Below are 22,285 nucleotides of genomic sequence, written 5' to 3'. Positions count from 1 at the left end.
CTCACCGGAGCAATTCTGCACCTACCGGCCCGGATCCGCCGGTGACCCCGCCCACCGCCAGCCGGTCGAGTTCGGCGAGCAGCCGGTCGACCTCCTCGGCCGTGTTGTAGTGGTAGACGCTGGCCCGGACCGCACCGCCCGTTTCCCGCAGGCCCAGTGCCGAGAAGTACTCGTACGCGTAGTAGTCGCCGGCCGAGACGCAGACCCGGTGTTCGCCGAGCGCGGCGGCGGTCCGCCCGGGGTGCTGGTTGGCGACCCGGAACGAGATGGTGGGGCAGCGGTGCCGGGGCGAGCCGTACACGGTCACCCCGGGCAGCTCGGCGAGCCCCCGGTGCAGCCGGGTGAAGAGCTGGTTCTCGTGCTCCAGTGCGGCGGCGAGACCGGCCCGCAGCCGGCTGCGGCGGTCGCCGGTGGCCGCCGGGTCCAGCCCGGCCAGATGGTCGACGGCGGCCCGGATCCCGGCCAGCAGCGGGAAGCTCGGGGTGCCGAGTTCGAACCGCTCCGGCGCCCGGTCGGGCGAGGGCAGCAGCTTGGCCGGGCGCAGTTCCGCCCAGCGCTCCGGGTCGGCGACGACGGCGGCGAGGTGCGGGCCGGACCACTTGTAGGCGCTTGTCACATAGAAGTCGGCGCCGAGCGCGGCGACGTCGGTCGGGCCGTGCGGGGTGGCGTGCACCCCGTCGACGTAGACCAGCGCACCGGCGGCGTGCGCGGTGGCGGCGATCGCGGCCACGTCCGGCACGGTGCCGACCGCGTTGCTGGCGGCGGTGAGCGCCACCACCCGGGTCCGCGGGCCGACCAGTTCGGCGTACTGATCGGTCGGCAGTTCGCCGGTCTCCGGGTCGAACCCGGCCCACCGGACGACCGCGCCGGTCGCCTCGGCGGCCTGCACCCAGGGCCGGACGTTCGCGTCGTGGTCGAGCCGGGAGAGCACCACCTCGTCCCCGGGTCGCCACCGCTGGGCCAGCGTCCGGGCGACGTGGTAGGTGAGCGCGGTCGCGCTCGGCCCGAAAACCACCCCGTCCGGGGCGCCGCCGACCAGGTCCGCGACCGCCTGGCGGGCCGCCGCCACCAGTTCACCGGAGCGCCGTCCGGGAAGGTGCGCGCTGCTCAGGTTGGCCACCGCGGTCCGCATGGTGCCGGCCACCGCGTCGGCGACCGGGGCGGCCACCTGGGTGCCGGCGGCCCCGTCGAAGTGCGCGAATCCCTCGGTGAGGGCGGGGTAGGCGGCCCGGACCCGGGCGATCTCGAACGGCATGGCAGGCACGATAACCGTCGTCGCCGCCGGCTCCGCCCGGGACGTTGCCTGGATCACGCCGGGTACCGTTGGCGGGGTGACGAATCCCCCGTACCGCCGAATGACCACCGTCCGTCGCGCCGCCGGCCTCGTCGCCGGCCTGGCCCTCGGTGTGGCCGTCCTGGCCGGCTGTTCCTCCGAGGGCGCCACCACCGACTGCGGGCTGGACGCCTGCACCGTGACCTTCGACCGGGGCGTCGACGCCCAGGCCAGCATCCTCGGGGTCGAGGCCAAGCTGGTCGGCGTCGACGGCGACCGGGTGACCCTCGAGGTCGCCGGCGAGCAGCTGTCGCTCACCGTCGGCCAGCAGGCCACCGAGGTCGGCGGCCTGTACGCGACCGTGCAGAGCGCCGACGCCGACCAGGTGGTGGTGCGGATCGGTCGCAACGCCGGCTGAGTGCGGCCGGGCCGGACGGCGGTCTCCCGGCAGGCCGCCGCCGGCCCCGGACGTTTGGAAATCTTCCCGTTCGGTGATTGACATGCCCATGTCAGCGACTTCTACCGCCGGAGCGAGCGCGACCCGCGCCGCCAACAGCAAGCCCCTGGAAATCCTCACCCGGGCCGGCTTCCTCGGCTACGGGCTCGTGCACCTGCTCTTCGCCTGGCTGGCACTGCAGATCGCCTTCGGCAAGCCGGCCGCCGACGGCGACCAGTCCGGTGCGCTGCGTACCCTGGCCGCCCAGCCGCTGGGCAAGTTCCTGGTCGGCGCGGTCGGGATCGGCCTGCTCGCGATGGCTATCTGGCAGGCGTTCGAGGCGGCCGTCGGCCACCAGGAGTACCGCGGCCGCGAACGGACCGTGGAACGGGTCACCTCGGTCGGCCGGACGCTGTTCTACCTCTACTTCGCCTGGACGTCCTACCAGGTGGTGCAGCAGGCGAGCGCGTCGAGCTCGGACAAGCAGCAGGCGATGACCGAGCAGCTGATGTCCTCGTCCGGCGGCCGGTTCCTGGTCGGGCTGATCGGGTTGGCCGTGGCGGCCCTCGGCGCCGGGCTGGTCTGGTACGGCGCGGTCAAGAAGTTCGAGCGGCACCTGAAGACCGGCCAGATGAGCCCGCAGACCCGCAAGCTGGCCCGCCGGCTCGGCGTCGCCGGCTACGTCGCCAAGGGCGTCGCGTACGGTATCGCCGGGCTGCTGGTGCTGACCGCCGCGATCAACTACGACCCGGAGCAGGCACGCGGCCTGGACGGCGCCCTGCACACCCTGCGGGAGCAGGCGTTCGGGTCGATCCTGCTCACTCTGGTGGCCCTGGGCATCGCCGCCTTCGCCCTGTACTGCGTGGTGCAGGCCAAGTACCGGAAGGTGTGATCCGACTGCCCCGACCGGAGTGATCCGACAGACGACAGTCATCCGACACACGACGTTTCGCAGCCCGCCGGGTGCGGCTCGGGAGTGATCCCGCAGCGGCACCCGGCTTCGGCGTGGAAGGAAGAGCATTGGTGGACAGCTATCTGTGGACGATCATCGTCACGGTGGGGGCGGCGGTCTTCGCGCTCGCCGTGGTGGAGGCGGTGCACCGGACCGTACGCCGACTCGGCCGACGGTCGGTGCTGCTCAGCGAACTGTCCGAACACTCGCACCGCCCGTTCCAGGTCGCCGCCACGGTGCTGGCGGTGCAGTTCGGCCTGCGGTTCAGCACCGGCTACGGCGTCGGTACGCCCTGGCGGCAGACCGTACTTCACCTGCTCGTGCTGGCGGTGATCGCCACCACCGCCTGGCTGATCGCCTCGCTGCTGCTGGTCAGCGAGGACACCGCGTTGGCCCGGTTCCGGACGGACGTGCCGGACAACCGGCAGGCCCGGCGGATCAAGACCCAGATCGTCATGCTGCGCCGGGTCACAATCGCGGTGATCGTGGTGCTGGCGGTCGGCGTGATGCTGATGACCTTTCCCAGCGTGCGCGGGGTCGGTGCCAGCGTGCTCGCCTCGGCCGGCGTGATCGGCGTGGTCGCCGCGCTGGCCGCGCAGAGCGTGCTCGGCAACGTATTCGCCGGGCTGCAACTGGCGTTCAGCGACGCGGTCCGGCTGGACGACGTGGTGGTGGTCGAGGGGGAGTGGGGTCGGATCGAGGAGTTGACCCTCAGCTACGTGGTGGTGCAGCTCTGGGACGAGCGGCGGCTGATCCTGCCGACGTCGTACTTCACCACCAAGCCGTTCCAGAACTGGACCCGTACCCAGGCCGCCGTGCTGGGCACCGCGGAGTTCGAGGTGGACTGGTCGGTGCCGGTCCAGGCGATGCGCGAGGAGTTGCGCCGGCTGGTGGAAGGTACCGAGCTGTGGGACGGACGGACCTGCGTACTCCAGGTCACCGACGCGGTCGGCGGGATGGTCCGGCTGCGCGCCCTGGTCAGCGCCGCCGACGCGCCGAGGCTCTGGGACCTGCGCTGCCTGGTCCGCGAGCACCTCGTCGGCTGGTTGCGGGAGCAGCGGCCGAGCGCGCTGCCCCGGCTGCGTGCAGAGGTCGGTGCCGCGGCCGGCCGGCTGCCCTGGCAGTGGATCGAGCCGCGCCGCCCGGCGCCCGGCGCCGCCGTCGAGCGTCGGCGGACCGACAAGGAGCCGCACGACGACGCCCGGCTCTTCGGCGGCACCGACGACGGTGACGCCCGCAGCAGTGCCTTCGTCGGCCCCGACGAGCCGGCCGAGGCGCCGCAGCGCTGACCGGCCGGCCCTGCCCGGTGCCGCGCCGACCGCCTCGGTGCCGCGCCGACTGCCCTGCCCGGTGCCGCGCCGACTGCCCTGCCCGGTGCCGCGCCGACTGCCCTGCCCTGCCCTGCCCGGTGCCGCGCCGACCGGCAGGTCCGGCGTTGCCCGCAGGGTGGTCGTCCTGCCGGATCGGCCGCCATCGGAGCGCCTGGTGGCGGACACTGACTCCAGCGGTACGCCGACGGGAAGTCCCGGCGCACCGGAACCGGCGGACCGGCCGCGCCGCCGCCGACCGTGCCGGGGCGGGAACGGCCCGGCCGGCGGACAGGGGCGACCGGACGGCCGGTGCGATCGCGGACACCAGGATTGAACCGCCGGTCACCGGGGCATACAGCCCGGGAACCGGGAAAGGAGGACGGCATGGCCGACGTCGTACGCGATCCCGCTCGACCGGTCGCGGAGCAGTCCACCGCGGAACTGGTGCAGCGCGCTGCCGAGCAGGTGTCGCGGCTGGTACGTGACGAGCTGGCGCTCGCCCGGATCGAGTTGGCGGAGAAGGGCCGGCACGCCGGGATCGGGGTGGGCCTCTTCGGCGGCGGCGGTGTGCTGGCGCTCTACGGGCTCGGCGTCCTGGTCGCCGCCGGCGTGCTGGCACTGGCCCTGGTGATCCCGGCCTGGGCGGCGGCGCTTGTGGTGGCCGTACTGCTCTTCGCCGTGGCCGGAATCCTCGCCCTGGTCGGCCGCCAGCGGGTACGCCGGGCGGCGCCGCCGATGCCGAAGGCGACCGCGGACAGCCTGCGCGCGGACGTGCGCACGGTGACCTCGGCGGTCCGGGACAGGGGACAGGGATGAGCCGCAGCAACGGTTCCGGTGACCCGGAGGTGCTCCGGGCGGAGATCCGGCAGACCCGGGCCGAGTTGGGTGCGACAGTGCAGGCGCTGGCCGCCAAGGCGGACGTCAAGGCCCGGTTAAAGGAATCGGCTGCGCAGACCCGGGATCGGGTGAAGCAGCGGGCCGGGCAGACCACCGCCACGGTCCGGTCCTCGGTGCACGACGCCGGTTCGGTGGCGTTGCGCCATCCGGTCTCCTGGGCGATGGTGGCCGCCGGAGCGTTGGCGCTGGCGGTCGTGGTGTTGGTGGCGCGAGGGAGGCGCGGGTGAGCGGGACAGTCAGCAAGGTGGCCTACCGGCCGGTGGGCATCCTGTTGGGTATGGCCGCCGGGATGGCTGCCGGTGCCGTCTTCCGGCAGGTCTGGAAGTTCACCGCCGGCGACGGCGAGGCGCCCGACCCGACCGACGAGGATCGCGGCTGGGGCGAGATCCTGGCCGCCGCCGCGTTGCAGGGGGCCATCTTCTCGGTCGTCCGCGCGGCCGTCGACCGGGGCGGCGCGGTCGGGGTACGCCGGTTCACGGGCCGCTGGCCCGACTGACGCCGGTCCCTTGGTGACCTGCTCGGCGTACGACCGTTCCGGTCGTCGTCCGGGTCCACGCCGATCGCGCGGTACTGCGGTCGGTCGCATCGACGAGGAAAGTTCCGGCTGATCCGTTTTGGTGTGGTTGGCCGGCCCTCGGAGCGCTCGTACCGTCGATGTCTCCGGCCGCCCGGTCGCGATCTCAGGTCACATGTCGGAGAATTTCGTCGGGTAGGCTATGCGAAGTTTTTGCGTACGTGGTTTGCTGTTCCACGCTGTTGAGAGACAGCGTGGTCGAGGGAAGTCCTCCTTCGTGGGGGCCGACTCAAGGCGCCGCTGCTCGAAAACGGCCAACCGGCCGCACGGCGTGCTCGGCCGCCAGTTTTAGAAGGAGATACACATGGCGCAGGGAACCGTGAAGTGGTTCAACGCAGACAAGGGCTTCGGCTTCATCACCGTCGACGGCGGGGGTGCTGACGTGTTCGTCCACTTCTCGGCCATCCAGACCAGCGGCTACCGCACGCTGGAGGAGAACCAGCGGGTGGAGTTCGAGATCGCTCAGGGCCAGAAGGGGCCGCAGGCGGAGCAGGTTCGCCCCATCTGATTCCGTGACGGCCGGCCCCGCCGGCCCGAGTTTCGACTGCTTTGGGATCCACGTCGAGCCCCGCGCCCTGCGGGGCTCGACGCGTTTCCGCTGCCCGTACCGCTGGCCCGGCCGTATCGCCGGTCAGGACGGGGTGTTCCGGTTGCGGGCCCGCAGACCCAGCACCACCAGCACCAGCCCGGCCACGACCACGAGCGGACCGATCACGGCCCAGAGCGGTTCGCCGCTCATCACACTGCCGCCCAACCGGCCCAGGCCCTGCAACGTCCACACGGCGCCGACCACCACGGCCAGCAGCCCGAGCGTGAGCGGGAGCCATCCCTTCACCTGGTCCACTGCTCCTTTCCGGAAGCCCTGTCCCGCGGGATCACCAGCGGTCGTGCACCTGCGGACGGACCAGTTCGGCGTAGACCTCGTCCACCGTGGCGTTCGCCCCGGCCGGCAGCGGTGCCAGCGCGGCGGCGGCGACGTTCGCGTGGGCCTGCTCGGCGTTGCGGGCGCCGGGGATGACGACCGTGACGCCGGGCCGGTCGAGGATCCAGCGGAGCGCGAACTGCGCCATCGTGGCACCCTCCGGCACCGCCGGACGCAGCCGCCGCACCGCCGCCAGCCCGGTCCGGTAGTCCACTCCGGAGAACGTCTCGCCGACGTCGAACGCCTCGCCGTGCCGGTTGTAGTTGCGGTGGTCGTCGTCGGCGAAGCTGGTGTGCTCGTCGTACCGGCCGGAGAGCAGGCCGCTGGCCAGCGGTACCCGCGCGATGATGCCGACCCCGGCGGCGAGCGCGGCGGGTAGTACCCGCTCGACCGGCTTGTGCCGCAGCGCGTTGAGGATGATCTGCACGCTAGCCACCCCGGGGCGGGCGATCGCGGCGAGCGCCTCGTCGCAGGTCTCCACACTCACCCCGTACGCCCGGACGCGTTCCTCGGCGACCAGGGTGTCCAGCGCGTCGTAGACGGCGTCGGTGGAGAAGACCGGGCTGGGCGGGCAATGCAACTGCACCAGGTCCAGTACGTCCACCCCGAGGTTGGCCCGGGACCGGTCGGTCCAGGCCCGGAAGTTCTCCAGCACGTACGCCTCGGGGGTCTGCGGCACCCGGCGGCCCATCTTGGTCGCGACGGTGAGCCCGGCGTCCGGCCGCTCCCGGAGGAACCGGCCGATCAGTTGCTCGCTGCGCCCGTCGCCGTAGACGTCGGCGGTGTCCAGGAAGGTGACGCCCCGTTCGACGGCGGCGGTCAACACCGCCATGGCCTCGGACTCGCTGACCTGGCCCCAGTCGGCGCCGAGCTGCCAGGCGCCGAGCCCGACCACGCCGACCTCGCGGTTCAACCGCGGGAATCTCCGCTTCTCCACGCCGGGGAGCCTATCCCGGGGCGGCTCCGGCCCTGCCGGGGACGGCACGCGGTCGGTGGATTGCCGGTATGGTGAACAAGACGTACGTACGGTTTGGAGGTGTGTCATGTGGGATCCGGCCAGCTATCTCCGGTACGGCGACGAGCGCTCCCGGCCCTTCGTCGACCTGCTCGCCCGGGTGGCCGCCGAGCGCCCCCGGACCGTCGTCGACCTGGGCTGCGGCCCCGGCCACCTGACCGCGACCCTGTCGACCCGCTGGCCGGCCGCCCGGGTCGTCGGACTCGACTCCTCGGCCGAGATGATCGCCGCCGCCACGTCCGGCGATCCGGCCGGCGGCGGTGTCGGGTGCGGCGGAACCGGGTGCGGCGGAGTCGAGTTCGCCCTGGCCGACGCCCGGGACTGGACGCCCGGCCCCGACGTCGACGTGCTGGTCTGCAACGCGGTGTTGCAGTGGGTGCCCGGGCATGACGAACTGCTGCTGCGCTGGGCCCGCGAGCTGCCCGCCGGTGCCTGGCTGGCGGTGCAGGTGCCGGGAAACTTCGACGCGCCCTCGCACCGCGCGCTGCGGGAGGTGGCCGAGCTTGCGCGCTGGCGGCACCTCGCCGACCTGCTCCGGGCCGAACCGGTCTCCGACGCCGCCGGCTACGCGGACCTGCTGACCGGTGCGGACTGCGCCGTCGACGCCTGGGAAACTACCTACGTGCACCTGCTTCCGGCCACCTCCGGCGGCACCGACCATCCGGTGCTGAGCTGGATGGCCGGGACGGCACTGCGCCCGTTCCGGGCCGCGCTCGGCGGTTCCGGACGGGACTGGGCCGACTTCCGGGCCGCGCTGGCCGAGCGGCTGGCGCGGGCGTACCCGGCCCGGCACGGGCTGGTGCAGTTCCCGTTCCGCCGCGTCTTCTTCGTCGCCCGCACCGGCACCCGCCGGTCGGGCGCAGCCCAGTAGGGAGTATTCGTGACCGACCTTACGGCCTTCATCGCCGGACTGCCCAAGGTGGAGCTGCACGTGCACCACGTCGGCTCCGCGCTGCCGCGCATCGTGGCGGAGCTGGCCGCCCGGCACGAGGGCCGGACCCGGGTGCCGGCCGACCCGGAGGCGCTCGCCGGCTACTTCGAGTTCCGCGACTTCGCCCACTTCGTCGAGATCTACCTCAGCGTGGTCGACCTGATCCGGGACCAGGCCGACGTCCGGCTGCTCACCTACGAGGTGGCCCGGGAACTCGCCCGCCAGCAGGTCCGGTACGCCGAGCTGACGGTGACGCCGTACTCGCACGTGCACCGGGGGATTCCGGCTCCGGCGTTCTGCGAGGCGATCGAGGACGCCCGGCGGGCCGCCGAGACCGAACTCGGCATCTCGCTGCGCTGGTGCTTCGACATCCCCGGCGAGGCGGGACTGCCGGCGGCCGAGCAGACCCTGCGGATCGCCCTCGACGAGCGGCCGGACGGGCTGGTCAGCTTCGGGCTCGGCGGTCCGGAGATGGGCGTGCCCCGGCCACAGTTCAAGCCGTACTTCGACCAGGCGCGGGCGGCCGGGCTGCATTCCGTGCCGCACGCCGGCGAGACCACCGGGCCGGGGACGATCTGGGACGCGCTGCACACCCTCGGCGCCGAGCGGATCGGGCACGGCATCTCGGCGGCCCAGGACCCGGCACTGTTGACGCATCTGGCGCAGCGGCAGATCCCGCTGGAGGTCTGCCCCACCTCCAACGTCCGGACCCGGGCGGTCGGTGCGATCGAGGAGCACCCGCTGCCCCGGCTGGTCGAGGCGGGTGTGCTGGTGACGGTGAACTCCGACGACCCGCCGATGTTCGGCACCACCCTGAACGACGAGTACGCGGTGGCCGCCCGGCTGCTCGACCTCGACGCCGCCGGGCTGACCGGGCTGGCCCGCAACGCGGTCACCGCCTCGTTCCTGTCGGCACCGGAACAGGACAAGCTGCTCGGCGAGCTGGACGCCTACCTGGCCGCGTACCGGCCCTGACCCGGCCGCCAGCCCTGGAAACACAGGCTGGCCCGGCGCGGGGTGCTGCGGGCGGCCGCGCCGGGCCAGCGATCATGGGGCGGGAGACCGGCCGGTACGCCTGACCCGACGTCCCCGCCGACCCCTGCCGGTTGATCGGCGCGCGACGGAAACCAGGTGTGGGGGACCGTGCTTCCGCCGCGCGCCAGGCTCCACGTGCCGGGTTTGGGGCAAACATCTGTGGGTGCTGGCCCGTGGAGTTCCGATGGGATCGGATTAGATGCTGCCATCGCGACGGGACGCTCGGCGGAGCGTTAATCCAGACCTAAGGAAGACTTGCACGGAACCAGAAACTCTCTGCCGGAGCGCGCGGTCCGGCCGGGAAACCGCATCCCGACCGACCCGCGCCCGGCCGTGACAGCCCCGCCCCGGACCCGGGGTCAGTCGCCGGTGGAGCGCTGCCGGGACCACCGGCGGCGGGTACCGGTCTCCTTCTCCCGGGCCAGCCGGCCGACCAGGCCGAACCGGCTCACCTGCCGGGGTGCCGCGTCCGGATCGGCCAGCAGCATGACCACGCTCGCGCCGCCGAGCCGGGCCCGGTCGATGCTCACCGAGCCGTTCGCCTGCTGGGCGACCCGGCGGGCGATGTCCAGGCCGAGCCCGGTGGAGCCCCGGTCGCTGGCACCCCGGCGCAGCGCCCGGTCCGGGTTGGCGATCCCCGGCCCGGCGTCGTCCACCCGGACCGCGATGTAGCCGTCCCGACGGGTGACCGCGACCTCGAAGGCGGTGCCCTGCGGGGTGTACCGGAAGACGTTGCCGAGCACCGCGTCCAGCGCCGCGGCCAGCTCGGCCCGGGGCACCGGCACCGGGATCCGGGTGTGCGCGCCGATCACCCGGTGCGACCGGTTCTGGTCGCCGGCCAGCGCGGACCAGAAGACCATCCGGTCCCGGACCACCTCGCTGACGTCGCAGCTGCCCGGCGCCGCCTCCTGGGCGACCGTCTTCCGGGTGGTGTTGATCAGTACGTCGATCTCGCCCTCCAGCGTCACGATCGCCTGCCGGATCCGCCGGATCGTGCGGCGCCGGTCCAGCTCCGCCGCGCTGAACGAGCCGACGCTCGTGTCGTCGGAGTCGAGCGCGTCGGCGTCCAGCCGCAGCACGGTCAGCGGGGTACGCAGCCGGTGTGACAGGTCGGCCACGAGTTCGCGTTCGTCGGTGCGGGAGGTGACCAGCCGGTCCGCCATCCGGTTGAAGGCGTACCCGGCCTCGGCCAGCTCCCGGGGGCCGCTCGGTTGGATGCGTACGTCCAGGTCGCCGTCGCCGACCGCGAGGGCCGCCTGCACCAGCCCCCGGGCCGAGGCGACCGCCCTGGCCGCCAGCCGGTCCACCACGATCACCGAGGCGACCACCAGCCCGATCGCCACCAGGATCAGCATCAGCCAGGTACCGCCGGCACCGGCGCTCAGTGCCGCCTCGGGGACGAAGACCTCGACCACCAGCACCCGGCCGGCGACCGGTACCGGTTCGAGCCGGACCACTCCGCCGGTCACCTCGGCGACGACCGGCTTGCCGGTCCGGATCGCCCGGTCGACGTCGCCGTCGGCGGCCCGGGGTGTGCCGCCGACCGCGAGGCCGTGCACCACCGGCGGGTTGCCGGTGTTGCCGGCGGTGGACTCGACGACCCGGCGGACCGCCGCGGCGTCGGCGCCGACCGCCAGCGCGCCGGTGACCACCGCGCCACGCCGGGCGGCGTCACCGAGCGCGTCCTCCCGGGCGTCGCGTTGCAGCGCGGTGCCGAGCGGGATCAGGAAGGCGAGCGCGACGATCGTGGTCATGCCGGCCCCGAGGTAGGCCAGCGCCAGCCTCAGTCCGGTACCACCAACCGGAACCCGACCCCCCGCACGGTGCGCAGGTAGCGCGGTTTCGCCGCGGACTCGCCCATTTTGCGGCGGAGCCAATACAGATGTACGTCGATTGTCTGATCCTCGCCGACCGATGGCTGCCGCCATACCTCCTCCAAGAGTTCCCGGCGGGACACTACCCGGCCGGGCCGTGCCGCGAGATAGGCCAGCAGGTCGAACTCCTTGCGGGTCAGCGCCAGGGGCACCCCGTCGAGGTGTGCGCTCCGTTCGCCGACGTCGATCCGCAGCCCGCCGACGGAGTGTACGGCCGGCTCGACGGTCCGGCTCGCCCGGCCGACCCGGCGGAGCACGGTGGTGATCCGGGCGTCCAGATGGGCGCCGGTGAACGGTTTGACCATGTAGTCGTCGGCGCCGGCCCGGAGCAGCCGGACGATCGCCTGCTCGTCGTCCCGGGCGGTGGCGATGATGATCGGGACGTCGGTGATGCCACGGAGCATCCGCAGCGCGTCCGCGCCGTCCAGATCGGGCAGCCCCAGGTCGAGTACGACCAGGTCGGGGGTTTCGGCGGCGACCCGGCGCAGCGCGTCGAGCGCCGTACCGACGGCGTGCACGGCGTGCCCGCGGTCGGCCAGGGAGCGCAGCATGGCGCCGCGTACGACATGGTCGTCTTCGACCAGGAGGACGGTGGCCACCTGATGACCGTACTGCCCGTGGCAAGTCGGGTGAATCGGCGGCCGAACGCCGGACCGGCCGGTCCGGGTGGCTACCGGGCCGGCGGCAGTTGCAGCACCCAGCGGTACGCCTGGACCATCCCGGTGTCGAAGCCGGCCGCCGAACCCCAGAGGAAGAGCCGGAACCGCCGGTACAGCGGCTCCCCCCAGCGCCGCACGATCTCGTCCCGGGCGTCGTCCAGCCGAAGCGCCCACTCCCGGCAGGTCAGGTAGTAGTTGTGCCGGTCGTCGACCAGGTTCAGCAGCTCGAACGGCGACTGCGCCACGTGCCGCAGGTACTGGTGCAGCAGCAGCGGGGCCGAACCGCCCGGATAGACGTACCGCTTCATGAAGGTGGAGACGATGTGCTTGCGGCGCATCGCCAGCGCGTCCAGGTAGACCCGGCCGCCGGGCCGGAGCAGCTCGGCGTACTTGCGCAGCGTGGTGCGGTAGTCGGGCAGGTGCTCGGTGACCCCCATGTTGACGATCGCGTCGTAGCGCTCGCCGGGGGAGTAGCCGAAGATGTGCTCCCGGACCACCCGTACCGGCAGCCGCTCGCGGTCGAACAGGTCGGTGAGGAAGCGCTCCGACTCCACCGACAGGGTCGTGGTGGTGACCCTGATCCCCTTGCGGGCGGCGTGCTCGCTGAAGGCGCCCCAGCCGCCGCCGACCTCCAACACGTGATCGCCCGGCCCGACCCCGATCGCCTCCAGCGCCAGGTCCATTTTGCGGGTCATCGCGTCTTCCAGCGGCTCGTCGTCGGAGGCGAAGACCCCCTCGGTGTAGCAGCGGTGCCGGTGGTCGAGGAAGGTCAGGAAGAAATCCGAGTCCTCGTCGTAGTGGTGCGAGATGGCCCGGCGGTCGTCCTCCCGCCGGCCGCGCAGCAGTGCCGGCAGGAACCTGCCGAGGAAGGCGATCGGATGCCGGTCGGTGAAGAACGACCGCATCCGCAGCGCCGCCGCCAGGTCGCCCTCCACGTCCAGCGACCCCTGTAGGTAGGCCACGGCGACGGCGAACTGGTCCAGCGCGGCCAGCGCCTTGGCGCCCCGCTCGTCCTTGACCACGATGGTGAACTGCGGCTCGCCGGTGCCGAAGGTCCGCACCGGGCCGCCGGCCGGCGCGACCGCGAAGGGTACGCCCGGCCCGGTGCCGAAGAAGGTCTGGTATCTACGCTGAAGCGCGCTCACGGCGTCCACGGGTGCCACGGCGTCAATCTAACGCCGAGGCAGCGGCGCCGGGAGGAGGAAAACGCAGGACCGATAGCATCTGGACGAGCCGATCCCGTCGGCGCTGTCCGATTCGTCCACGATCGTAAGGAGCCACCGTGTCCCAAGCCCGTACCCCCGTCGGTGTCGACCCCGTCGTCGTGCCGGCCGGGACGACGGCGGCCGAGGCGGTGGCCGCGGCGGGACTGCCGCACGCCGGCCCCGGGGCGATCGTGGTGGTCCGCGACCCGGCCGGGCAGCTCCGCGACCTGGACTGGGCGCCCGAGGTGGAGACCGTCGTCGAGCCGGTCCGGCTGGACTCGCCGGACGGGCTGAACGTGCTGCGGCACTCCACCGCGCACGTGCTGGCCCAGGCGGTCCAGGACATCTTCCCGGAGGCAAAGCTCGGCATCGGTCCGCCGATCGACAACGGCTTCTACTACGACTTCGACGTCGACCGCCCGTTCCAGCCGGAGGACCTCGACCGGCTGGAGAAGCGGATGCAGGAGATCGTCAAGTCCGGCCAGCGGTTCCGGCGGCGCCGCTTCGACAGCCTGGACGAGGCCCGGACCGAGCTGGCCGACGAGCCGTTCAAGCTTGAGTTGATCGAGGTCAAGGGCGCCGGGACCGAGGGCGGCGGGGCCGGCTTCGACGCGGGCGAGGTGATGGAGGTCGGTGCCGGCGAACTCACCATCTACGACAACCTGGACGCCGAGAGCGGCAAGCCCTGCTGGTCCGACCTGTGCCGGGGGCCGCACCTGCCCAGCACCCGGCTGATCGGCGCGTTCAAGCTGATGCGCTCGGCCGCCGCCTACTGGCGGGGCAACGAGCGCAACCCGCAGCTCCAGCGGGTGTACGGCACCGCCTGGCCGACCCGGGACGCGCTCAAGGCGTACCTGAAGGTGCTGGAGGAGGCGGCCCGGCGCGACCACCGCAAGCTCGGCGCCGAGCTGGACCTGTTCAGCTTCCCCGACGAGATCGGCTCCGGCCTGGCGGTCTTCCACCCCAGGGGCGGGATCATCCGGCGGGAGCTGGAGGACTACTCGCGGCGGCGGCACGAGGCGGCCGGCTACGAGTTCGTCAACTCGCCGCACATCACCAAGGCGCAGCTCTTCGAGACCTCCGGCCACCTGCCGTACTACGCCGACACCATGTTCCCGCCGATGAAACTCGAGGGCGCGGAATACTACCTCAAGGCGATGAACTGCCCGATGCACAACCTGATCTTCCGGGCGCGCGGGCGGTCGTACCGGGAACTGCCGCTGCGGCTCTTCGAGTTCGGCACCGTCTACCGGTACGAGAAGTCCGGTGTCGTGCACGGGCTGACCCGGGTACGCGGGCTCACCCAGGACGACTCGCACATCTACTGCACCCGGGAGCAGATGCCGGGCGAGCTGACCACGCTGCTCGCCTTCGTCCTCGACCTGCTCCGCGACTACGGGCTGGACGACTTCTACCTGGAGCTGTCGACCCGGGACGACTCGCCGAAGTTCATCGGCTCCGCCGAGGACTGGGCGGAGGCGACCGAGGCGCTGCGCACCGCCGCCGAGGCGTCCGGGCTCGACCTGGTGCCGGACCCGGGCGGCGCGGCCTTCTACGGGCCGAAGATCAGCGTGCAGGCCAAGGACGCGATCGGGCGTACCTGGCAGATGTCCACCATCCAGGTCGACTTCAACCAGCCCGAGCGGTTCGGCCTGGAATACCAGGCCGCCGACGGCACCCGGCAGCGCCCGGTGATGATCCATCGGGCGCTCTTCGGCTCGATCGAGCGCTTCTTCGGGGTACTGACCGAGCACTACGCCGGAGCCTTCCCGGCCTGGCTCGCCCCGGTGCAGGTGGTCGGCATCCCGATCCGCGAGGAGCACGCCAGCCACCTGCACGGGTTCGTCGCCGCGCTGCGCGCCGAGGGGATCCGGGCCGAGGTCGACACCTCGGACGACCGGATGCAGAAGAAGATCCGGACCGCCCAGCAGCAGAAGATCCCGTTCATGGCGATCGCCGGGGACGCCGACGTGGAGGCCGGAGCGGTCTCGTTCCGCTACCGGGACGGCTCGCAGCGCAACGGCGTACCGCTGCACGAGGCGGTGGCACACGTGGTCGAGGTGGTCCGGTCCCGGGTCAACGCCGGCCCGACCGCCGAACCGGCCGGTGGCGAGGCCGGGTCGTAGGATCGTCGGCGTGACAGGCGCGGCGCCCCACGCGGAAATCGGCATGCCCGACGGCCTCGACCGGCTCTGGACCCCGCACCGGATGACCTACATCTCCGGTCCGGACCGGCCGGGGGAGGGGCACGAGAAGCCGGCCGGCTGCCCGTTCTGCCTCGCCCCGGAGCGGGAGGGCGAGGAGAACCTGGTGGTGCACCGGGGCGAGCGGGTGTTCGTGGTGCTGAACCTCTATCCATACAACCCCGGGCACCTGCTGGTCTGCCCGTACCGGCACGTCGCCGACTACACCGAGCTGGACAGCGCGGAGACGGTGGAACTGGCCGGCTGCACCCAGACGGCGATGCGGGTGGTCCGGCGGGTCAGCAACGCGCACGGCTTCAACATCGGGATGAACCAGGGCGGCGTCGCCGGCGCCGGGATCGCCGCCCACCTGCACCAGCACGTGGTGCCGAGGTGGGGCGGGGACGCCAACTTCATGCCGGTGATCGCCCGGACCAAGGTACTGCCGCAGTTGCTGGCGGAGACCCGTACCCTGCTCGCCACAGCCTGGACGGCAGCGACGTCGTCAGCCGCGGACGGGCGGTAGCGACGTCGTCAGCCGCGGACGGGCGGCAGCTTCCATACCCGGACGGTCGCATCCGCCCCGGCGGTGGCCAGCCGGCCGCCGTCCGGGCTGAAGGCGACCGACAGCACCGCTCCCGAGTGGCCGACCAGGCGGTGGGTCGGCGATCCGGTCACCGGCTCGCGGAGATAGACCACCCCGTCGGAGCAGGCGGTGGCCAGCCGGCCGCCGTCCGGACTGAACGCCACCGCCCACAGCCGGCCGGGGTGCTCGGTCAATTCGGTGATCTCGCCACCGGTGGCGACGTCCCACAGCACCACCGACCGGTCGGCACCACCGCTGGCGAGCCGGGCACCGGACGGGTCGAAGGCGACCGCGGCGACGTGACCGGTGTGTCCGTGCACCTGCTGGAGGCTTCCGGTGTCGAGCTGCCACAGGTGCAGCGCGTTGGTGCCGTTGTCGGCACCCGTGGCCAGCAGGGTGCCCTCGGGGCTGAACGCCATCGTGGACGAGCCCGCGCTCGTCACCGACGGTGGGCCGGCGAGCCGCCGCAGCTCGCGGCCCGTCGACGGGTCCCAGAGGGCGATCGAGTGGTCGCCGAGCGAGCCGGCGAGCCGGCTGCCGTCCGGGCTGAACGCCAGACCCGACACGGCGAGGCCGAGGCAGGCCCGACTCCGGAGTTCGCGGCCGGTCGCCGGGTCCGCGAGCGCCACCGTGCTGATGTCCCGGACGTACGCGAGCAGGCTGCCGTCCGGGCTCCACCCGACGTGCGCGAGTACGTTTGCCGTGCCGACCGTGACCGGGACTGCGCCGCCGTCGAGCCGCCACACCCGTACGGTGCCGTCGTTGCTCACCAGCCGGCTTCCGTCCGGGGCGAACGCCACCGAGCGCACCGCACGCGGATGGGGCAGGATCCGTTCCTCGCCGGAGGCGATCACGAGCACGCGGTCCGGCTCGACAGCGACCTCCCGGGTCCGCCAGCGGGCGAACGTCCGGTCGAAGAATTTCGCCGGCGCCGGTGACGGCGCTGCCGGGGTTGATGACGGCGGTGGCGGCCGGCGGGCCGGATGGGCGAGGGTCAGCAGGTGCCCGCCGTCCGGGCTGAAGGCCACGGCGCAGACGAGGCTCATCCGGCGCCCGGTGAGTGCGCACAGCTCGGCTCCGGAGGCGGTGTCCCAGATCCGCAGGCTACGGCTCGGGCTGCCGAACGCCAGCAGTCGACCGTCCGGGCTGAACGCCACGGATGCCGGCGTGTCGCCCCGGCAGTCGAGCCCGGCCAGCTCCCGCCCGGTGTGGACGTGCCAGATCCGTACCGTCCGCGCGGTCGGGCCGGTCCCGGCCAACCGCTCTCCGGCCGGGTCGATCGCGACCGTCGTCAAGCTGCCCGGGTGGCCGTGGAACTGGCGGACGAGCCGTCCGTCGGTCGCGTCCCACAGCCGGATACCGTCCAGGCCGGCACTGACCAACCGGCTTCCCGTCAGGTTGAAGGTGACCTGCGTCACCTGGTCGGTGTGCCCGGTGAAGCTCCGCAGCAGCCGACCGGTCGTCGCGTCCCAGAGCAGCACCCGGTCGTCGGCTGCGGCGGCGAGCAGGCGGCGGTCGGGATGCAGGGCGATCGAGCGGACGTTCCGCTCGCCCGTGGTGATCGTGCCGAGCCGCCGGCCGTCGGTCGGGCTCCACACGAGCACCCGGCCGGCGTCGAGACTTGCCGCGAGCACGGGCGGCCGACCGCCACCGAAGCCGACCGCCAGCACCCGTGGGGCACCGTCACCGTCGATGTCGCTGCCGGGCCGTGCGTCGCTGCCGGGCCGTGCGTCGCTGCCGGGCCGTGCGTCGCTGTCGGGTCGGGTGTCGCTGTCGGGTCGGGTGTCGAGTACCCGGATCAGCCGGTCTCCGGCCGCGTCCCAGAGCCGGACCAGCCCGTCCTCGCCGCCAATCGCCAGCAGGCCACCGTGCGGGCTGTACGCCGCCGCCGACACCGCTGCCAGCCGGTCCACAGCAGACGGGGGCACCTGTTCCAGCGACAGTCGCACGGCCATCGGTACACGGTAGTGCGATCGGGCAACGCCGCCGGTGCCGCACCGAGGGCCCTCGCCTCGGCTGGCGGCGGTCGCCTCGGCTAGGCGGCCAGGCCGGGCCGGGGATGCCGCCGACCGGTACGCAGCCCGGAGCGGATCGTCCGGGCGGTCTCGTACCGGCCGAGTCCGCTGCGCCGGGCGGCGTCGGCAAGCACGGCGGTGATGTCGCGGTCGTCGAGCAGGTCCAGCGCGGCGAGCTGCCCGAGCTGGTACGCCGCCCGGTAGAGCGTGCTGTTGCGGGTGCCGACGGGCGCGACGGCGACGCTGCCTGCCTCGGCGGCGAGCGCGGCGCAGCCGTACCGGTCGGGGTGCCGGACCCGGTCGGCGGTGCCGGCCGTCGACCGGCGTGGTGCGGGCGGGAAGAGCAGCACGGTCAACTCCGGCGGGCAGTCGGCGAGCGGCACCGCCGGTGGGCGGATCCAGCGGTAGTCCCGGCCGCTGGCGTGCCTGGACGGTGGGGCGACGACATAGCCGCCGGCCCCGCGCCAGTCGACGCCGGGCAGCAGTCCGGTCCGGTTCCCGGCGCCGGTCGGGCGCAGGTAGAGGTGCCAGCCGCCGGAACCGGTCCGGACCACCGGCCCGGTGATCCGCCGGTCCCGTACCAGGGCGCGCAGCGCGGCGACCCCGCCGGGCGGGTCGACGTCGCACACGTCGAAGCGGTCGCCGGTACGCAGCGCCAGGTTGGCGTCCGGCCACCGGGTCCACCACCGCCGGATCAGCTCCGCACGGGTACTGGCGTCGTGCAGGCCCCGTCGGAGCAGGCTGCGGTGCCAGCGCGGATGCTTGCCGGGCCGATCGCAGTCGGGCCGCCCGCAACTGCAACCGGTCCCGGTCGGGGAGTGCAGCGGCAGCACGGGAATCCCGGCGGCGGCGTACTCCAGAGCGGCACGCAGCAGCGGTGACATCCCGAGCGGTCCCATCCCGACCTCCTCACCGGCCGGATACCCACTGCCAGGATATTCGAACACCTGTCCTATCGACAGTCGCGTCCGCGACCGCAATTCTCGATGGGGCGGGACCGTGCGATGTGGAACGCTTTCCGCCATGAATACGAACACGCGCGTGTTGGGCCGCAGCGGCATCGAGGTGAGCGCCCTCGGCCTCGGCTGCTGGGCCATCGGGGGCGTATGGCACCTGGGCGACCAGCCGCTCGGCTGGGGACAGGTGGACGACGACGAGTCGATCCGGGCGATCCGCCGCGGCCTCGACCTCGGCGTCACCTTCTTCGACACCGCCGACGTCTACGGCACCGGGCACAGCGAGCGGATCCTGGCCCGCGCCCTGGCCGGACACCGGGACGAGGTGGTGATCGCCACCAAGTGGGGGAACACCTACGACGAGCCGACCCGGCAGATGACCGGGACGGACGGGTCGCCGGACTACCTGCGCCGGGCGGTCACCGCCTCGCTGCGCCGGCTGGAGACCGACCGGATCGACCTCTACCAGCTACACCTCGGCGACCTTCCGCTCGACCAGGCCGCCGAACTGCTCGGCACCCTGGAGGAACTGGTGACCGAGGGCCGGATCCGGGCGTACGGCTGGAGCACCGACCTGCCCGACCGGGCCGCCGCCTGGGGTGCCGACGGTACGCACTGCGCCGCCGTGCAGCACTCCTTCTCGGTCTTGCAGGACTCGCCGGAGGTGCTCGCCGTCTGCGAGCGCCACGACCTGGCCAGCATCAACCGGGGGCCGCTGGCGATGGGGCTGCTCTCCGGCAAGTTCACCGAGTCGAGCAGGCTGGCCGCCGACGACGTACGCGGGCTCGCCCCCGCCTGGCTGGACTGGTTCCGGGACGGCCGGCCGGCGCCGGAGTTCCTGGCCCGGGTCGCCGCCGTCCGGGACGTGCTCACCTCGGACGGCCGCACCCTCGCCCAGGGCGCGCTCGGCTGGCTCTGGGCACGCAGTGACCGGACCGTGCCGATCCCCGGCTTCCGGACCGTCGCCCAGGTGGAGGAGAACGTCGGCGCGCTGGCCCACGGGCCGCTGCCGGCCGACCAACTCGCCGAGGTCCAACGCCTACTCGCCACCCCCTGAACGCCCCGGGTCCAAGGAAGGGTCCCCGCTTGTCGTTCTCTGTCGTAGCGGGGGCCCTTCCTCACACCTCAGCGGGTGCTGTGTTCCTTGCGGATCTGGTCGGCGAGGTGGCTCGGCATCGGCTCGTAGCGGGCGAAGGTGCGCCGGAAGGTGCCGCCGCCGGCGGTCATCGAGCGCAGTTCGACGGCGTACCGGAGCAGTTCGGTGGCCGGCACCTCGGCCCGGACCAGCGTGTGGTCGGTACCGCCCGGGTCGGGTTCGGTGCCGAGCACCCGGCCGCGCCGGCCGGACATGTCGCTCATCACCGCACCCACGTTGGCGTCCGGCACCCGGACCAGCACCTCGTCGACCGGCTCCAGGAGGGTCACCTGGCCCTTCTCCGCCGCGTCCCGCAGCGCCAGCGAGCCGGCGGTCTGGAAGGCGGCGTCGGAGGAGTCGACGCTGTGCGCCTTGCCGTCCACCAGGGTCACCCTCAGGTCCACCACCGGAGCGCCGGCGACGATGCCCCGGCCCATCTGGGTGCGTACCCCCTTCTCCACCGACGGGATGTAGTTGTGCGGCACCGCGCCGCCGACCACCCGGTCGGCGAACTCGAACCCCGCGCCCCGGGGCAGCGGCTCCACCTCGATGTCGCAGACCGCGTACTGGCCGTGCCCACCGGACTGCTTGACGTGCCGGCCGTGCCCCTTCGAGGCGACCGCGAAGGTCTCCCGCAGCGCGACCCGCACCGGCTCGGTCTCCAGGTCCACCCCGCCGCCACGGAGCCGGTCGAGCACCACCTCGGCGTGCGCCTCGCCCATGCACCAGAGCACCAGCTGGTGGGTTTCCGGGTTGCGTTCCAGCCGCATCGTCGGGTCACCGGCGACCAGCCGGGCCAGGTTCTTGGCCAGCGCGTCCTCGTCGGCCCGACTCTTCGCCACGATCGCCACCGGCAGCAGCGGCTCGGGCATCTCCCAGGGCGCGATCAGCAGCGGCTGTTCCTTGCCGGATAGGGTGTCGCCGGTCTCCGCCGTACCCGACTTGGTGATCGCGCAGATGTCGCCGGCCACGCAGTGCGGCACCTCGCGCAGCGCGGCGCCGAGCGGGGAGTAGACGTGCGCGATCCGCTCGTCGGCGTCGTGGTCCGGATGGCCGCGCTCGGCCATGCCGTGCCCGGAGACGTGCACCACCTGGTCCGGGCGGAGCGTGCCGGAGAAGACCCGGACCAGGGAGACCCGGCCGACGTGCCGGTCGATGGTGGTCTTGACCACCTCGGCCACCAGCGGGCCGTCGGGGTCGCAGCTCAGCGGCGGCTGCGCCGAACCGTCGACGCCGGTGACGGTCGGCAGGTCGTGCTCCAGCGGGGTCGGGAAGGCCGCGGTCAGCAGTTCCAGCAGGGCGTCGAGGCCGAGCCCGGTCTCCGCGCAGACCGGCACCACCGGATAGAAGTGCCCCCGGGCCACCGCCTTCTCCAGGTCGTCGATCAGGACCCGCGTCTCGATCTCCTCGCCGCCGAGGTAGCGGTCCAGCAGGGTCTCGTCCTCGCTCTCCGCGATGATCCCCTCGATCAGCTCGTTGCGGGCCTCGCCGATCGCCGGCAGGTGCTCGGGATCGGGGTCGCGGACCGCCGCCGGCAGCCCGGCCGAGTAGTCGAAGACCCGGCGGGTGATCAGGCCCATCAAACCGACCACCCGCACACCGTCGTCGTCCAGCATCGGCAGGTAGAGCGGGAGTACGTTGTCGCCGAAGACCCGCTGGCAGAGCGCCACCGTCTCGTCCAGGTCGGCCCGCTGGTGGTCCAGCCGGGTCACCGCGACGGCCCGGGGCATCCCGACGGCGGCACACTCCTGCCAGAGCGCGGCGGTCGCGCCGTCCATCCCGTCCACCGCCGAGACGACGAAGAGCGCGGCGTCGGCCGCCCGCAGTCCGGCCCGGAGTTCGCCGACGAAGTCCGCGTAACCCGGGGTGTCCAGCAGGTTGACCTTGACGTCGTCGTGCACCAGCGGCGCGCAGGCCAGGCTGATCGAGCGCTGCTGGCGTACCGCCGCCGGGTCGTGGTCGCAGACCGTGGTGCCGTCGACGACCGCACCGGGCCGCGAGATCGTGCCGGTCGCCGCGAGCAGGGCGTCGACCAGGGTCGTCTTCCCCGCCCCGGAGTGCCCGACGAGCACCACGTTGCGAACCCTGCCGGGCTCGTCCACCACCGGCGCCGGGCCGGTGACCCCTTTCTCCGAACTCTTCTGCGCCATCGGGGCGCACCTCCCTAAGCCGGTGGTTGGTGGCGACCGCCGCGTGCGACGGGGGAGCTGCCCTGGCGACTCCGCGGCGATATCCTCGGGTGGCCTGCCGTGCTGCCGGAGACGTGCCGGGTGACAGGTGAGCGACGTCACGTCCCCTGCTCAGATCTCACACCCGTACAAGTCGTG

21 protein-coding genes are annotated in these 22,285 nt (G+C 73.0%); 12 read left to right on the top strand and 9 right to left on the bottom strand.

Going from position 1 to position 22,285, the window contains the following annotated elements:
- Position 1: 1 nt before the first annotated feature.
- Positions 2-1,255, bottom strand: coding sequence for a cysteine desulfurase-like protein (locus ACN28A_RS37510; protein ID WP_421403688.1), 1,254 nt, complete (start codon positions 1,253-1,255; stop codon positions 2-4).
- A gap of 100 nt (positions 1,256-1,355) precedes the next feature.
- Between ACN28A_RS37510 and ACN28A_RS37505 the strand changes: the two genes are divergently transcribed.
- The 7 genes from ACN28A_RS37505 to ACN28A_RS37475 all read left to right on the top strand — a co-directional run bounded on the left by ACN28A_RS37505 (position 1,356) and on the right by ACN28A_RS37475 (position 5,950).
- A complete protein-coding gene (locus ACN28A_RS37505) occupies positions 1,356-1,691 on the top strand; it encodes a hypothetical protein (protein WP_278066237.1) in 336 nt (111 codons plus the stop codon).
- Between the two features lie 82 nt (positions 1,692-1,773).
- Positions 1,774-2,601 (top strand): DUF1206 domain-containing protein, encoded by an 828-nt coding sequence (locus tag ACN28A_RS37500; RefSeq protein WP_421403686.1) that lies wholly within the window; start codon positions 1,774-1,776, stop codon positions 2,599-2,601.
- 131 nt (positions 2,602-2,732) lie between these two features.
- The gene (locus tag ACN28A_RS37495; protein ID WP_421403684.1) at positions 2,733-3,950 is read left to right on the top strand and encodes a mechanosensitive ion channel family protein; all 1,218 of its coding nucleotides are present in this window, start codon (positions 2,733-2,735) and stop codon (positions 3,948-3,950) included.
- A 405-nt stretch (positions 3,951-4,355) separates the two neighbouring features.
- Complete coding sequence (locus tag ACN28A_RS37490) at positions 4,356-4,787, top strand: phage holin family protein (protein ID WP_421403682.1); 432 nt, start codon at positions 4,356-4,358, stop codon at positions 4,785-4,787.
- Positions 4,784-5,095 (top strand): DUF3618 domain-containing protein, encoded by a 312-nt coding sequence (locus ACN28A_RS37485; RefSeq protein ID WP_421403680.1) that lies wholly within the window; start codon positions 4,784-4,786, stop codon positions 5,093-5,095. Before ACN28A_RS37490 ends, ACN28A_RS37485 begins: the two co-directional genes overlap by 4 nt.
- Positions 5,092-5,364 (top strand): DUF4235 domain-containing protein, encoded by a 273-nt coding sequence (locus ACN28A_RS37480; protein ID WP_421403678.1) that lies wholly within the window; start codon positions 5,092-5,094, stop codon positions 5,362-5,364. Before ACN28A_RS37485 ends, ACN28A_RS37480 begins: the two co-directional genes overlap by 4 nt.
- A gap of 382 nt (positions 5,365-5,746) precedes the next feature.
- Positions 5,747-5,950 carry a cold-shock protein gene (locus ACN28A_RS37475; protein WP_007075740.1) on the top strand — a complete coding sequence of 68 codons (204 nt, stop codon included), beginning with the start codon at positions 5,747-5,749 and terminating at the stop codon, positions 5,948-5,950.
- A 123-nt stretch (positions 5,951-6,073) separates the two neighbouring features.
- On the opposite strand, the gene ACN28A_RS37470 is transcribed toward ACN28A_RS37475, so the two are convergent.
- Both ACN28A_RS37470 and ACN28A_RS37465 read right to left on the bottom strand, forming a co-directional pair.
- Entirely contained in the window at positions 6,074-6,277 is a 204-nt protein-coding gene (locus ACN28A_RS37470) for a hypothetical protein (protein ID WP_421403676.1), read from the bottom strand.
- A 40-nt stretch (positions 6,278-6,317) separates the two neighbouring features.
- On the bottom strand, positions 6,318-7,301 hold the full coding sequence (locus tag ACN28A_RS37465) for an aldo/keto reductase (RefSeq protein ID WP_421403674.1): 984 nt from the start codon (positions 7,299-7,301) through the stop codon (positions 6,318-6,320).
- 106 nt (positions 7,302-7,407) lie between these two features.
- Here ACN28A_RS37465 and ACN28A_RS37460 point away from each other — a divergent pair, with 106 nt between their 5' ends.
- The gene (locus tag ACN28A_RS37460; RefSeq protein ID WP_421403672.1) at positions 7,408-8,250 is read left to right on the top strand and encodes a trans-aconitate 2-methyltransferase; all 843 of its coding nucleotides are present in this window, start codon (positions 7,408-7,410) and stop codon (positions 8,248-8,250) included.
- Between the two features lie 9 nt (positions 8,251-8,259).
- Positions 8,260-9,285 (top strand): adenosine deaminase, encoded by a 1,026-nt coding sequence (locus ACN28A_RS37455; protein WP_421403670.1) that lies wholly within the window; start codon positions 8,260-8,262, stop codon positions 9,283-9,285.
- A gap of 419 nt (positions 9,286-9,704) precedes the next feature.
- On the opposite strand, the gene ACN28A_RS37450 is transcribed toward ACN28A_RS37455, so the two are convergent.
- From ACN28A_RS37450 to ACN28A_RS37440, 3 genes are all read right to left on the bottom strand, one after another.
- Positions 9,705-11,099 (bottom strand): ATP-binding protein, encoded by a 1,395-nt coding sequence (locus tag ACN28A_RS37450; RefSeq protein WP_421403668.1) that lies wholly within the window; start codon positions 11,097-11,099, stop codon positions 9,705-9,707.
- A 29-nt stretch (positions 11,100-11,128) separates the two neighbouring features.
- Positions 11,129-11,818 (bottom strand): response regulator transcription factor, encoded by a 690-nt coding sequence (locus tag ACN28A_RS37445; RefSeq protein ID WP_101366818.1) that lies wholly within the window; start codon positions 11,816-11,818, stop codon positions 11,129-11,131.
- 71 nt (positions 11,819-11,889) lie between these two features.
- Complete coding sequence (locus tag ACN28A_RS37440) at positions 11,890-13,023, bottom strand: class I SAM-dependent methyltransferase (protein WP_421403666.1); 1,134 nt, start codon at positions 13,021-13,023, stop codon at positions 11,890-11,892.
- 137 nt (positions 13,024-13,160) lie between these two features.
- On the opposite strand from ACN28A_RS37440, the gene thrS reads away from it, so the two are divergent.
- Positions 13,161-15,209: a threonine--tRNA ligase gene (thrS, locus tag ACN28A_RS37435; protein WP_421403664.1), complete on the top strand. Its 2,049-nt coding sequence runs from the start codon at positions 13,161-13,163 to the stop codon at positions 15,207-15,209.
- Between the two features lie 43 nt (positions 15,210-15,252).
- On the top strand, positions 15,253-15,792 hold the full coding sequence (locus tag ACN28A_RS37430; RefSeq protein WP_421403662.1) for an HIT family protein: 540 nt from the start codon (positions 15,253-15,255) through the stop codon (positions 15,790-15,792).
- Between the two features lie 8 nt (positions 15,793-15,800).
- Here ACN28A_RS37430 and ACN28A_RS37425 read toward each other — a convergent pair whose 3' ends face one another.
- Both ACN28A_RS37425 and ACN28A_RS37420 read right to left on the bottom strand, forming a co-directional pair.
- Positions 15,801-17,807, bottom strand: coding sequence for a hypothetical protein (locus ACN28A_RS37425; protein ID WP_421403660.1), 2,007 nt, complete (start codon positions 17,805-17,807; stop codon positions 15,801-15,803).
- Between the two features lie 80 nt (positions 17,808-17,887).
- Positions 17,888-18,766 (bottom strand): bifunctional DNA primase/polymerase, encoded by an 879-nt coding sequence (locus ACN28A_RS37420; protein ID WP_421403659.1) that lies wholly within the window; start codon positions 18,764-18,766, stop codon positions 17,888-17,890.
- 124 nt (positions 18,767-18,890) lie between these two features.
- Between ACN28A_RS37420 and ACN28A_RS37415 the strand changes: the two genes are divergently transcribed.
- The gene (locus ACN28A_RS37415; RefSeq protein ID WP_421403657.1) at positions 18,891-19,880 is read left to right on the top strand and encodes an aldo/keto reductase; all 990 of its coding nucleotides are present in this window, start codon (positions 18,891-18,893) and stop codon (positions 19,878-19,880) included.
- Positions 19,881-19,948: 68 nt separating this feature from the next.
- Here the strand turns inward: ACN28A_RS37415 and ACN28A_RS37410 are convergent, their stop codons facing one another.
- Positions 19,949-22,108, bottom strand: a complete 2,160-nt coding sequence (locus ACN28A_RS37410; protein WP_421403655.1) for an elongation factor G-like protein EF-G2 — start codon at positions 22,106-22,108, stop codon at positions 19,949-19,951.
- Between the last annotated feature and the right edge of the window lie 177 nt (positions 22,109-22,285).

Origin of the sequence: Plantactinospora sp. WMMB782 (genome assembly GCF_049179135.1) — a bacterium.
In the GTDB taxonomy this organism is placed as follows: Bacteria; Actinomycetota; Actinomycetes; order Mycobacteriales; family Micromonosporaceae; genus Plantactinospora.
This window is presented reverse-complemented; position numbering and strand designations above follow the sequence as displayed.